Source organism: Ruegeria sp. CE8, assembly GCF_056537465.1.
Genome location: NZ_JBQFRP010000014.1, coordinates 43,463 through 55,007, shown reverse-complemented (window position 1 = coordinate 55,007; position 11,545 = coordinate 43,463). Strand labels below are relative to the sequence as shown.

The window sequence follows — 11,545 nt, the reverse complement described above, 5'->3', positions numbered from 1 at the left end:
CTAATCTTCGAAGCGTTCATTTGGCTCGACCACATTTACTTGCTTCGGAACTTGGTCGGTGTCATTCCGGTCTGACCTCGGAAAAAGCGAGTGAAATGGGACTTGTCAGAATAGCCGAGCATCAGTCCGATCTCTGCAATTGTCATCTGGTTTTGTTTGAGGTGCTCCTTGGCGACATCGATACGCAGCCGTTTGATTTCGCGCGGTAGCGTTGTGCCTTGTTTTTGAAGCGCTTTCAGAAACCGTTCCGGTTGTATTCCCAGCATTCCAGCCACCATCTCTGGTCCCAAATCGGTTTCATCCAGTTTGTCGCGTAAGACAGATCGCAAAGCTGCCACCACGGTTACTTCTTCATCTTGTCGAAGTGATGCTATGGGCTTGGCAGAACCCTCAGAGACGTGGTGCAAAAACAACCATTCCACAGGAAAACTAATTTGCATTCCGGGATCAGTCCCAAGGCCAACCTCGATCCCTTTGTAGTCGATAGGCAGCCCATTGATGTATCTGCTTTCCCATCGCACACGGGAAGAGTCCCAGGACTCTCCGACGACGGTCTGCAATAGGCGTACATAGATTGCGGCACCAAAACCGGTCACCTGAATGGGTGGGACGGTTGGTTCCTGTTGCCTCTCGATACGATAAGTCGCTTTGTCTGCTTCAATGACAAGGCTGTGCCGCACAGAATTGGACTCCTGCGGCACGAGCTCAACAAAGCGGGTAAAAAACTCGAACAGCGTTTTTGTAGATTGCAAGGCTTGAGCGAAGGGCGGCCATCCTTGTAGGTCAAACGCTTCCCCTACATTCAGTCCTAGGTATCGATCCCCTGATACTTCTGAGAAAGCATTTACCAAGCCGTAAACCAACTCGGAGTGAACGAACACGGATGGGTTAGTCATCAGTTCAGCTTTCAAGCCGACCTGATCCAATGCTGGTTGCGGATTGATCTTACGTTCGGTGAGATATTGCAGAAAGGGAGCGGCTAAAGAGAGGCGAACAAAGCCCTCGCTATGCTCTCGGGAGGTGGAGTTGAAAGGCAAGCTCATAACCCTTGTTGGATTAGCTTTAAGAAGTGGCCATTTTTGCAGTCACATTCGTACATCCTAATTCAAAAGGGGCAACCGAGCCAATGAATTCCAGACTATAGTTGGCAAAACATGAATATGAAGGGAGTACTTATGTCCGGCTTACGAATGTCTCTTTGCTCGACGGCAATTGTCGCGGCAGTTCTTTCTTTTTCGGCGACCGCGCAGGCTCAGGATCAAGAAGAACCCCAAACGCTGTTTACCAACGTGCATGTCTTCGACGGTGTGAATGAGCAACGCATTGAAAATGCCAGTGTTCTGGTCGAGGGCAATCTGATCAAGTCCGTCTCAACCGATGCCATTGATGCGCCGAGCGCGACGGTTATCGACGGCGGTGGGCGCACTCTGACACCGGGCTTTATAGAGAATCACGCGCACCTGATGCTCATGGGGCCATCGATTGCCGAGATGGAAACCAACTCGACCTGGGAGGATTTCGCCATCCACGGGACCCGGATGGCCGAAATGTACCTGATGCAGGGCTTCACGACCGTTCGCGATGCCGGGGGCGCTGGCGGTGGGCTGCGGCGCGCAATAGACGCCGGCCAGATCGTCGGCCCCCGCTTTTACCCTTCCGGGGCATTTCTCGGAACACGTGGTGGTCACGCCGATTTCGCATCCTTCACATCTCCGCCGGGTGGGGTGACCAACTTTGGGACTCTGAATATGGCCCAACAGGTCAACGGTGTTGACGAAATTTACATGTATGGCCGCAACAACCTGCGCATGGGTGCCACGCAATTGAAGTTCATGCAATCAGGTGGGGTGATTTCGGCATTCGATCCATGGCAGTTGCTCGCCGGTTCGAAAGAAGAGATCGAGGCCGCTGTTCAGGTTGCCAACGAGTACGGCACCTATGTCATGGCACATTCCTACCGCAAAGAAGCGATCATCAATGCCCTGAATGCAGGGGTCAGAACCATTGAACACGGATTTCACTTTGACTGCGAGATTTCTGCTTTGATGAAAGAAAAAGGAGCGTACATCACGACGAACATCACAGCATTTGATCCAGGCCTACTTGATGTTCCTTCCGTGAAAAACAACCCCAACAGTTTGAGGAAGGCCAAATCGGCCTCGGCGACCTTCGAAGCCTACATTCCAAGTATGAAGGAATGCCCGGCGCCGCGCGGTTTCCAAACCGATTGCGTCGGCTCGGTCGAAGCGTGCAACATCCAGATCGCCTACGAGAAACATCTGAATAACCATTTCTTCGGCCCCTATGCGTCGATGGTAACCCTAACTTCGGTAGGTGGCGAGATCGCGGCACTTAGCGGTGATTTCATGAACCCCTATCCGGAAGGCAAACTGGGTGTGATCGAAGAAGGCGCCTATGCCGACATCCTGCTGATAGACGGCAACCCCCTCGAAGACTTCTCTGTCGTTGGAACAGGCGATCAGTGGTTCGGTGCGGACCCGAGGCCGGACAGCCCGGAAACAATCCGCCTGATCATGAAGGACGGTGTGATCTACAAAAACACACTGGATTGACCAGATAAAGCAGCCGGAGAGCATTCATGCGAAATTGGTTTTGCTCCGCAGTATTCGCAGGGTTGGTTTTGTGCGGTTATGATGCTGCGGCGACGCCTGGAACCGCGTTGGACTGGGCAGATCTGCCAGATCCGTCTGCGCAGGTCTTTGATGACCCCTATCGTGAACTCAGCCCCGAACAGTTCGACGATGTTCTTTTCGTTGTGCGTATACGCGGCAGGTTGCAGCAGGAGGTTGGCAGCGCCGAAGAACGGCAGAAATGGCAATTGCTTTTAGCAGAGACCGAAGACGCCTTGGTGTCAGACGGAATTGACGTCGACTGGTTACTCGATCAGCGCGAGGTTGTGACTGAACGTCGAAGAAAGGCTGGAACGAGCGGAAACCCGCAATTCGACGGCAGAACAATCACACTCGCGGGCTTTGCCATTCCTGCTCCAAGCGATCCGGACGGCCGGCCTGTGGCGTATTTGGTGCCAGAAAGAGGGATGTGCAGCCACATGCCTCCACCTCCGCCTAACCAGATGATCCGTGTGCGGTTGAACGGGGACTGGTCGCCTAGCTATTTCCACGAACCCGTTCGGCTGACAGGCACGCTGACTATCGATCCTTCCGTTCATAATATGATGGTTGTGGATGGCCTCATGCCTATGAATGCGACTTTCCAGCTAGAGGCGGAACGTGTCGAAACTCTGGAAACCGAGGCAGACAGGTTGGAATGGAAGCAGCGTGCTGCTGATCGCATCCGCGCGGCAGGAAATCGCAAGACCGGTGGGGCACAGGCGTCAAAATGATAAGACTTCTGGTTGCCGCATTGAGCATTGCATTTGCTGGCGCAGCGTCGGCTCAGGGACTATCCGGGCCATCTTCAGTCGAAGCCGATCTTGCGCCCGGAGACGGGCTCACCGATCCGCAATATCGTTCCGATTTTCCACGCAACATCGCACCGGGTTGGTTTCAGTGGAAAGACCGACTGGCTGAGGGTGGTTTTCGGTTCAACATTGACTACCTGGCATTGGGCCAAACCACGGATGCTGATCTGGGAACCGGCGAAGCAGCCAGCGGAATTGCGCGGTTCTACGGCAGTTGGCAGGCAACTGAACGGGGGTCTCTGACATTCAAGATCGAAGACAGGCACAGTTATACTGACGTTGCTCCGCAATTTCTCGGGCTGGATGGCGGAGCCCTTTCAATCACGGGAACAGCCTTCAATGACAACGGTTTGCTTCTGACCAATTTGTTCTGGACCCAAAGGGCTGAGAATGGGTCGTGGGCGCTGCAAGTCGGCCAGATTGATGTAACGGACTTTGTGGATATCTACGGGTTGGTAAGCCCCTACAGTGGTTTTCAAAACCTGTCTTTCAATACCAACCCGACAATCAACACGCCCAACCAAGGCCTTGGTATTGCCGGTGGGGTAAAGCTGAGCGAGAACCTCTACGCCGTTGCCAGCGTATCAGACGCAAACGCCGACCCGTCCGATCCAAACTTTGATGTGTTTAGCGACGGCAATCTCTTCAAGTCGCTCGAACTTGGGTACACGTCCGGCTTTGATCGCATCTACTTCGACAATATCCATCTGACCCTCTGGCATGCAGATGCGGCTGACGATGGCAGTCGAGCAGAAGATTACGGCGCAGCGTTTTCCGCCGCATGGTTTGTTGACAATAAATGGATGCCGTTCTTCCGTGCAGGGGCCTCGAAGGGAACCGCAGCGCTTTATGAACGGTCGATTTCTGCCGGTCTCGGTTACTATGGTCGCAACACCGATTTGGCCGGTCTGGGCCTAAACTGGGCCGAAGCAAGAGGCATAGATGGCGATCAGTTCACGCTTGAAGCTTTCTACCGCTTTTCAATCTCACCCGGACTGCAGATCACGCCATCGGTACAATTCATTTCCGACCCGCTTCTAAATCCCGATCAGGACCGGATTACCCTGTTCGGTCTAAGAACCCGGATCGTTTTCTAATGCGGGGTGAAGGCAGTCACTAAGGGGTGTGCCAAAGGGCAACTAAGAGAGATCAAGCGCGTGCCGGAATTTTCAACGCCGGTCGAATGAAGTTGGGAAGCAAAGGAACAATCTATGAAGATTGCATACGGAATTCTTGCAGCCTTAGCAGTTGTGTTTTTCATCCTTGGAGGCAGCGATGCCCATGCCAAAGACAACAAGGGTAAAAAGCCGAACAAGGGGGGCAAGAACGGTGATGTCAGCATTCAGATAGAAGACAAACCCGGCAAAGGCCCAAAAGCTGTACCACCTGGACAGATCAAGCGCTACACGCGCGGTGCCAAGCTCCCATCTGACCTGGAGTTCGAGGATATTGGGGACCTTTCCAAATGGAAGCTTGGGGAGCCGGGCAAAGGAAACCGCTACATTCTGGTCGATGACGAAGTCCTCGAAGTTACGAATGACCTGTCTACCGTGGTCGATGCCGTCGGCATCGTCGGTGATCTTCTAAATTAGGCGAAAGTACGATGTTTCAGGGCAAGAACTACCTCGTTTGCCCTGACGCTGGCCGGGGCGATCATTTGTGAACCCCGGCCCAAGTTCAAAACCCGGATCCGAGGCGCTACGATGATAAAGGCCCTTCTTGTTCTTTTTGCGCTTGCTACCTTTTCGTCAGCACGCGCCCTACTCGCTCAGGAAAACGGTGCAACTGAAGTCCCGCAAACAATACGCTTTGAGGGCTATGTATAGCCCAGTCGCGAAGCAGAACTGTCGCCTTTGGTGGACAATGTGGTCAACCGGACTTTGCAAAGTCTGCTTTCTGCGCATCGCTGACCTTAAAGCGCGTTGAAGCATTTTGTATTTTGGGCTCGAGACGGCCGATCTCTGCAATTGGGATCAACGTCTGCTGCTAGACAGATCTAAGTAAAGGTGCGTTGGGTCCGCTGGGGCGATGATCACTCAACCAATGATCGCTTCACATAAAACCGCTACAAGGATGTTCGCGGTTTGTTGAGGTTAGCACTTTCAAGCTTTGGTTGTTCTAAGCGACCAGTAGGCCGACATTGTATTGGGTGTATCTTGATATCCTCTTGGCACAACAATGCACCAATTCGTCGCCTTCGCTCGAATGTCGGCAATTTCGCTAGCACTTGGATTAGAATCGAGCTTTCAGTGTAGGCGCTTAATTTTGCCGGTCATCTTTAAACCATCACGAATATTCAACCCCATCATGAACAGGTTCGCTGCCCCGGCGATCAACTCAACCACCTGAACGATGTAAAAGATGCTGTCGAACTCGCCAGCGGCAGCCTTACCGGCCAGAAACCAAGCCGCTGGTACGAGGATCAGTAAACCGTTTAGCGCAATGATCGGCATACGGGTCTTCTTGGCCTTCGTAAGCGCGTCCTTGCGTTTCCGGCCCATTGCCATGCCCGATCCGCCAGCAATCGCCATTGCCGGGATGAGGATGAACATGCCTTTCAGGATCAATGCCTTGACGGTTGCGACTGTTTCATGGCTCGCAAAGAGTTCGCTGGTGATCGTTGATGTCCAGAAGAGGAGGATCATCAAAAAGCCGATACCGCCCGCGATGGCGTGAATCTTTGTTTTCATAGCGGTTCACTCAAATTGGCTTTTGGAAAGGATTTCGTCAGGCCGTGCAGCAATTCGGCACCGCAACCTTTTCGAATAGGTGGGGTGCTGTCACAGCGCTTGAGGGATAGTGGTTGAGCTGCTGCTGAAACTCGGGGTTTGAAAATGCGGCGCGGAAGTCCGCAATAGAGTCCCAGACCGCGTAGTTCAGGTACATGCTGCCGTCGCCAACGGCTTTGTGCAGTTGGGTGCTGATGTAACCCGGTTGCTTCTTCATCCATTGGGCATCGCACTTCCAAGCTTCTACCAAGGCGACTTGGTCAACGGGATCGACTGTGAAGAGATTGACGAGAACGACGGGTCCAGCGTCGATGTCCAATTGCCGTTCAATTGGAAACTCCGGGTCGAGGGGTTTGAAACTTACCATTTCGGTGCTCCTTGAAAGTTGCTTCAATTTGGTGTCATGTTGTCATATTTAGGAAGCATCAAACACAATGACAACACGTTGTCAAATGAAATGAGGAATCGACATGCCGGATGCGCGAAGGACCGAAGAAGGAGAAGCTGTGACGGCCTTGATACTGGATGTGTTTCGGCTGAACGGTCGTTTGCAGCTTGCCGGTGATCGCCTTGTATCAGAACTCGGTCTGACAAGTGCTCGATGGCAGATCCTTGGCGCCATCGCCTATTCTGATCGACCGGAATCCGTTGCGTGGCATGCACGGACGATGGGTGTTCACCGGCAAGGCGTACAACGGATCATCAATGAATTGAGCAAAGAAGGCATGGTGGAGTTTCAGCCGAACCCACACCACAAGCGGGCGCACTTGGTTGTCATGACTCGAAAGGGGCAGGAGTTGTACGAAGCCGCGATTGCGAGGCAAATCCCATGGGTGAATGAACTGTCGGAGGGCCTGTCGCCAGATGAGATTGCCACTGCGCAAAATGTTATTGGTCGTCTCAAAACACGGCTCGAAGAAGCTTCAATACGACAAGAATAGAGCCCGACCCAAAGCTGATGCAAATACAGATCGCAGCATCAATTGAGACTGGCTCATCGCAGTTGGTATCTGCATGCGCTATCAATGCTCGTTATCAAGCGCATTGATTTGCTGGAGCATTTTGACAAGCAGATGAAAGAACCACTGAACCAGATATCGCTTCACATTATGCCGCTTCAACGGCGTTCGCGGTTCGTTATGGTGAGGCATTTCAGCCAAAAGTTGTCTGCGCGTGCCTCTGTATCGGGAGACACGCGCAGACCATCGAGAAACCTGCCGGGCGTCTGGCCCGGCATGATGGGCTCCGACGGGTCCGCCGCCCTCCCCATCGCCGCGCTTGATCCGCCCCACCGTGCGGCGTCTCCTGCGGTCCCCGCGCTTGATGGGTCCGGGTCCCCAAAAACAATTCCAATCAGCCGTGAGGGTTCAAGAAGTGAAGGACTCGTTTTCTGTGATCTGTTCAAACGCGGGTAAGAACGCGTCATGATGCAGCGACAAGTAACGTGTGATCTGCTTGCTGCGCATCAGTTTCGCGATGTACCCGCGTGTCAGGACCAGATCGAGGTGATCCGCGCCGTAGCTGCCTTCGGCAAGGCGCACCTCGCGTTCCAGATTGGCAGACTCGCGCTCCATCAGCTCAAGCTGTTCGCGCGAAATGCCTTTGATCTTTTTCGGCGTTGCCGCTGACACCAACTGGCTCTCTGGTGTCGCGGCCAGAAGTGATCGGGCATAGTTGATCGTGAACTTGTTCATGGCGACCATGAGTTGCGCCGCTTCAATCTGGCGGATTGGCTTCATCTTTTTCAGAATCTGAAACCCGGTCAAAGCCACTTGTTTGTCTTTCAAAAGTTCCGCCGCCTCATCGCAGATACCGTTAAGAAGCTGGCGTTTCTGCTTCAGGGTCTTGATGTTGACATTAAGCGCGCTCGCCAATCGGGCTTCCGGTACGCCAAGAGAGAGGGCTCTCAGGATCATCTTGTGCTCTTGAATGGTCGCGAGACGAGAGATGCGTTTGTTGTAGGTGAAGGCTTCGTCGTCCGTGGACACGAGACATCGCGCATGTGTCTGACCCTGGTCTTTCAGAACCTCAAGGCGTAGATGCCCATCAAGCAAAGTGTATTGACCAGCGTTGAATGGGTCGCGGGACACAACAATAGGTTCAACAAGACCGACGTCCCGAACAGATGTGATGATCTGTTTGAACTTGATGCTGGCCTTTTTTTGCGGCGTGACAACATAGAGCGGTGCGATGTTCTCGAATGAGAGCGTCACCAGCTCCTGTTCAAAAGCCGCTGCAATCTTCTGTTCTTCCTTGGTCACCGTCATGTGGATATCTCCTCGGATTTTGCCAGGCGATCTGCAACCTGCTTTGGCAGGCTGATCAAGCCTTCGGCGCGAAGCAATGTGACGAAGTTTTCGTCAGTCATCAGGGTCTTGAGTGCTTCTGTCAGAAAGAGCAGTTCGCTGCGCGTTGCACTTGCTTTTCTCAGCAACACCTTCTTTTTCTCGACATCGTTTTCATAAGTCTTGAGCAGGCTTTCGACCGACAGGCTTTTACGCGGTCGTTCGCTAGTGGGCGCGCGGCCCTTGCCATGCTTCTGGCGCGCCTCAACAAGACGTTTGGCCGCCAGGAGTCTACCGCCGCGCAGAAGCTTTTTCTCATAAGCTTGCCTCAGAACACGTTGCACGCCGACGTCATCCGCGTCCGCAATGTCAACGGCAACACTGACCGGAATCTTACCGCTCTCCACTGCACGCAGAAGGCGGTGTTCGTGACTTTCCAGAAGTTTGATGACACCGTGGACATACTTCTTGGACAGCTGAGTCTTGGCGGCGATTTCAGTTTCAGAGTAACCTCTTTCTTTGAGGCGCCCAATGTCTCTGAGCAAGTCCAGCGAATGGTGGTGCCTGCGCGCCAGGTTTTCCACCAGGCTCATAACAAGGCAATCTTCGCTGCTGGCATCTATGACGATCGCCGGTATTTCAGATTGGCCAAGAACCTTGAATGCCTCAAGACGGCCCTGGCCGCAGACCAATTCGTATGCTGGCTCACTTCCGTCCTCAGTCGCACGCGCAGCAACCGTTATGGGTCTTTTCAACCCAAGCTCCGCGATGTTCGCGGTAATCTCGTCGAACACCTTTTTGTTCCTGAGCCTTGGGTTGACGACGGTAATTGCATCGACAGGAACAAGAACAGTGTGCCCGACCGGCGCATGGTCCATCACGCTGCCTCCAGTATTGGCGTACGTGCGGCCATGTCGAAGAAATGCGCCATGTTGTCGAAGCGGAATGCATCAAGGGACAAACCGTTGTTTTCCGCCAAGCGCAGCTTTGATTTGGTCATGTCAAAGGTAGGCAGCAAGTAGTAGTCGAGCGGCGTTCTGTTTGCCTGCCCCATCCTGACGACGATGGACATGTCGGGGAGCTGACCGGTGTTCAAACGAATGTTCCAGCGATACGCACCTGCGCCTGTCTGAAGACAGCGCGCAATGACAATTGAAACGGTGAACTCGTCATTGATGATGAGGGTATCTGTATTGGGGTCACGAGCGACATCTCCGCCAACGGCTTCGACTCCAGCAATGATGTCCCGGATGATGTCGGAATGGAGGCTGCGCAATCGTCTGTTGATCTCGATGTACCGGTAATCTCTGTCAGGCTTGAAGCCGACGAGGCTGTAAGCGCGCAACAGGCTACCAAATCTGTTCTGATAAGCACCGCTGGATGGAAGCTTTGGCGCTTCATTGATGACAAAGCCCGAGAGATACCCGTTTTCCTCCAAAACCTCCTTTAGCCGATCCAGCATTTCTTCGTCGGACAGCACATGGGAGCGGGCTGCAATGATTGCTCCGGCTGCGTCGAACAGGTTGGCGTCAACGATTGCTTCAAAGGCACCAACAGCGCGGACCCAGTTTTCCGGATCGTTCCGGACATGGCGTTTCTTGAGTTTGAAGGAATTACGGTTCCAGAGATTATTCCCGATGTATTTTTCGTTGGTCAGAATTTGACGCACAACCGCCGGTGACCAATCCCGATCCAGATCAGTTCGAATGCCGCGCCGGTTCAGGTCTGACGCAATCTCGGCTTCAGACCAACCGTCGTTCACAAACCTCAAGAAGATCTGGCTCACTATTGCGATTTCATCGGCAGGACCCGGAACAAGTGTTACTCGGTCGGTCTGAATACTCTTGTGTTCACCTCGCGAAAGAATGCCCTTGGAACGTCCTGCTTCATCAATCAGCATCCGCCGTAACCCGAACCCAGCTGCGCCGCCTTGTCGATAGCCCAACTCGATCAGCCGCTGTTGCCCAGCAAAGACCTTTTGCGAAAGCTCGCGACTATATTCGCCAGCCATAGCCCGCTTTAAACCTTTGACGACTGTGGACATTGGGCTGCCATCATTCTCGAATTGTTCCGCGCAGTATTCGACCGAAATGCCCGCCCGTTTGCAGATATACTCGTAGTAGGCGCTTTCATCCGCGTCTTGGAAGCGCCCCCAACGGCTGACATCGTAAACGAGAACAGTTCCGAATTCGGTCTGGCCAGTTTCGATGTCGTCGATCAATTGCGATAGGCCTGCGCGGCCTTGAATTCTCAATCCGCTTTTGCCTGCATCAGAATAGGTTCGGATAATTTTGTAGCCGCGTTCATCGGCATAGCGCTGGATGGCATCGGCCTGGTTTTCGGTCGAGTAGCGCTGATGCTCTGTCGACATGCGAACGTACTGTGCGGCGTTCCGGCGGTTTTCCCTGTCTGTCTTGTTCTTCGGCCAACTCAATGCTGCGGCTCCCACCACTCAAATTTGCAAACCTGTACGGGAACTCTGCGATTCCTTTCTCAATCCTAAAGGGAGAGGTCCGGAAACATGTTTCATAAAAAGGGCAACACGTTTCATCGAAAGTGCGACGAGCGCGTTTCGGCGTCAGAATACAGGGAGGCGATCAGCGACGCTCTTTCTCAAGAACTGGGTGGGGCAGGGCGAGCTACAAAATCAACGATGCGGTGGACTGGAGCAAGTGAACGAACGGCTAAGAACTGGATATCTGGCTCATACGGACCAACAGGCGAAAACCTGATCGCATTGATGAAGCATTCAGACACAGTTTTCGCGGTTGTACTCGAATTGGCGGGACGGAGCGAGGCGATTTCGATAGCACGGCTAAAGCTTGTCAGAGAAGAACTGGCCGGAATTTTGAGTGATTTAGATACGATTTGCGCCGATGAGGGCGATCAAAAACCAGAATAGACTCTTTCGGTTGCTCCAACGTGATGGAAAGCCTTTGAGTCGCAAATGGCAAAACCCGTGCGCCCATGAAAAATCGAATGACTCAAAATCAATGGCTTAGCTGTCGTTGAATGGCAAAACTATGTGTCGCCCGACACCTTGTTGAACGTCACACGAACCTGACCCAACCGTCACAGTTGGACCAGAA

12 protein-coding genes are annotated in these 11,545 nt (G+C 53.2%); 6 read left to right on the top strand and 6 right to left on the bottom strand.

Annotated features, from left to right (window positions below):
• Positions 1–35: 35 nt before the first annotated feature.
• Entirely contained in the window at positions 36–1,043 is a 1,008-nt protein-coding gene (locus ACR0AA_RS19805) for a helix-turn-helix domain-containing protein (RefSeq protein ID WP_170357373.1), read from the bottom strand.
• Positions 1,044–1,175: 132 nt separating this feature from the next.
• Here ACR0AA_RS19805 and ACR0AA_RS19800 point away from each other — a divergent pair, with 132 nt between their 5' ends.
• From ACR0AA_RS19800 to ACR0AA_RS19785, 4 genes are all read left to right on the top strand, one after another.
• Complete coding sequence (locus ACR0AA_RS19800; RefSeq protein ID WP_170337131.1) at positions 1,176–2,573, top strand: amidohydrolase family protein; 1,398 nt, start codon at positions 1,176–1,178, stop codon at positions 2,571–2,573.
• Between the two features lie 26 nt (positions 2,574–2,599).
• Positions 2,600–3,364, top strand: coding sequence for a DUF3299 domain-containing protein (locus ACR0AA_RS19795; protein WP_480756955.1), 765 nt, complete (start codon positions 2,600–2,602; stop codon positions 3,362–3,364).
• Positions 3,361–4,539: a carbohydrate porin gene (locus ACR0AA_RS19790; protein ID WP_170337128.1), complete on the top strand. Its 1,179-nt coding sequence runs from the start codon at positions 3,361–3,363 to the stop codon at positions 4,537–4,539. Before ACR0AA_RS19795 ends, ACR0AA_RS19790 begins: the two co-directional genes overlap by 4 nt.
• Positions 4,540–4,653: 114 nt before the next feature.
• Positions 4,654–5,034 carry a hypothetical protein gene (locus tag ACR0AA_RS19785; RefSeq protein ID WP_170337130.1) on the top strand — a complete coding sequence of 127 codons (381 nt, stop codon included), beginning with the start codon at positions 4,654–4,656 and terminating at the stop codon, positions 5,032–5,034.
• Between the two features lie 654 nt (positions 5,035–5,688).
• Here ACR0AA_RS19785 and ACR0AA_RS19780 read toward each other — a convergent pair.
• Positions 5,689–6,132, bottom strand: a complete 444-nt coding sequence (locus ACR0AA_RS19780) for a hypothetical protein (protein WP_480567729.1) — start codon at positions 6,130–6,132, stop codon at positions 5,689–5,691.
• 37 nt (positions 6,133–6,169) lie between these two features.
• Positions 6,170–6,538: an antibiotic biosynthesis monooxygenase family protein gene (locus ACR0AA_RS19775; protein ID WP_480756952.1), complete on the bottom strand. Its 369-nt coding sequence runs from the start codon at positions 6,536–6,538 to the stop codon at positions 6,170–6,172.
• 103 nt (positions 6,539–6,641) lie between these two features.
• Here ACR0AA_RS19775 and ACR0AA_RS19770 point away from each other — a divergent pair, with 103 nt between their 5' ends.
• On the top strand, positions 6,642–7,112 hold the full coding sequence (locus ACR0AA_RS19770; protein WP_480567723.1) for a MarR family winged helix-turn-helix transcriptional regulator: 471 nt from the start codon (positions 6,642–6,644) through the stop codon (positions 7,110–7,112).
• 426 nt (positions 7,113–7,538) lie between these two features.
• Here ACR0AA_RS19770 and ACR0AA_RS19765 read toward each other — a convergent pair whose 3' ends face one another.
• From ACR0AA_RS19765 to ACR0AA_RS19755, 3 genes are read right to left on the bottom strand one after another with little or no spacing between them, the layout of a single operon-like run.
• Positions 7,539–8,438 carry a plasmid partitioning protein RepB C-terminal domain-containing protein gene (locus tag ACR0AA_RS19765; RefSeq protein ID WP_480567720.1) on the bottom strand — a complete coding sequence of 300 codons (900 nt, stop codon included), beginning with the start codon at positions 8,436–8,438 and terminating at the stop codon, positions 7,539–7,541.
• Positions 8,435–9,334 (bottom strand): plasmid partitioning protein RepB C-terminal domain-containing protein, encoded by a 900-nt coding sequence (locus ACR0AA_RS19760; protein ID WP_480756949.1) that lies wholly within the window; start codon positions 9,332–9,334, stop codon positions 8,435–8,437. Before ACR0AA_RS19760 ends, ACR0AA_RS19765 begins: the two co-directional genes overlap by 4 nt.
• Positions 9,334–10,890: a recombinase family protein gene (locus ACR0AA_RS19755; protein WP_480756947.1), complete on the bottom strand. Its 1,557-nt coding sequence runs from the start codon at positions 10,888–10,890 to the stop codon at positions 9,334–9,336. The genes ACR0AA_RS19760 and ACR0AA_RS19755 overlap by 1 nt, the downstream gene beginning before the upstream one ends.
• A gap of 87 nt (positions 10,891–10,977) precedes the next feature.
• On the opposite strand from ACR0AA_RS19755, the gene ACR0AA_RS19750 reads away from it, so the two are divergent.
• Positions 10,978–11,358, top strand: a complete 381-nt coding sequence (locus ACR0AA_RS19750) for a hypothetical protein (RefSeq protein WP_480756945.1) — start codon at positions 10,978–10,980, stop codon at positions 11,356–11,358.
• The last annotated feature ends 187 nt before the right edge of the window (positions 11,359–11,545 follow it).

What these genes read in the sequence shown, in the direction of transcription:
- ACR0AA_RS19800 (WP_170337131.1), top strand. Translation starts at nt 1,176, where the DNA reads ATGTCCGGCTTACGAATGTCTCTTTGCTCGACGGCAATTGTCGCGGCA.
- ACR0AA_RS19750 (WP_480756945.1), top strand. Translation starts at nt 10,978, where the DNA reads ATGTTTCATAAAAAGGGCAACACGTTTCATCGAAAGTGCGACGAGCGC.
- ACR0AA_RS19770 (WP_480567723.1), top strand. Translation starts at nt 6,642, where the DNA reads ATGCCGGATGCGCGAAGGACCGAAGAAGGAGAAGCTGTGACGGCCTTG.
- ACR0AA_RS19785 (WP_170337130.1), top strand. Translation starts at nt 4,654, where the DNA reads ATGAAGATTGCATACGGAATTCTTGCAGCCTTAGCAGTTGTGTTTTTC.
- ACR0AA_RS19790 (WP_170337128.1), top strand. Translation starts at nt 3,361, where the DNA reads ATGATAAGACTTCTGGTTGCCGCATTGAGCATTGCATTTGCTGGCGCA.
- ACR0AA_RS19775 (WP_480756952.1), bottom strand. Translation starts at nt 6,538, where the DNA reads ATGGTAAGTTTCAAACCCCTCGACCCGGAGTTTCCAATTGAACGGCAA.
- ACR0AA_RS19795 (WP_480756955.1), top strand. Translation starts at nt 2,600, where the DNA reads ATGCGAAATTGGTTTTGCTCCGCAGTATTCGCAGGGTTGGTTTTGTGC.
- ACR0AA_RS19765 (WP_480567720.1), bottom strand. Translation starts at nt 8,438, where the DNA reads ATGACGGTGACCAAGGAAGAACAGAAGATTGCAGCGGCTTTTGAACAG.
- ACR0AA_RS19805 (WP_170357373.1), bottom strand. Translation starts at nt 1,043, where the DNA reads ATGAGCTTGCCTTTCAACTCCACCTCCCGAGAGCATAGCGAGGGCTTT.
- ACR0AA_RS19760 (WP_480756949.1), bottom strand. Translation starts at nt 9,334, where the DNA reads ATGGACCATGCGCCGGTCGGGCACACTGTTCTTGTTCCTGTCGATGCA.
- ACR0AA_RS19780 (WP_480567729.1), bottom strand. Translation starts at nt 6,132, where the DNA reads ATGAAAACAAAGATTCACGCCATCGCGGGCGGTATCGGCTTTTTGATG.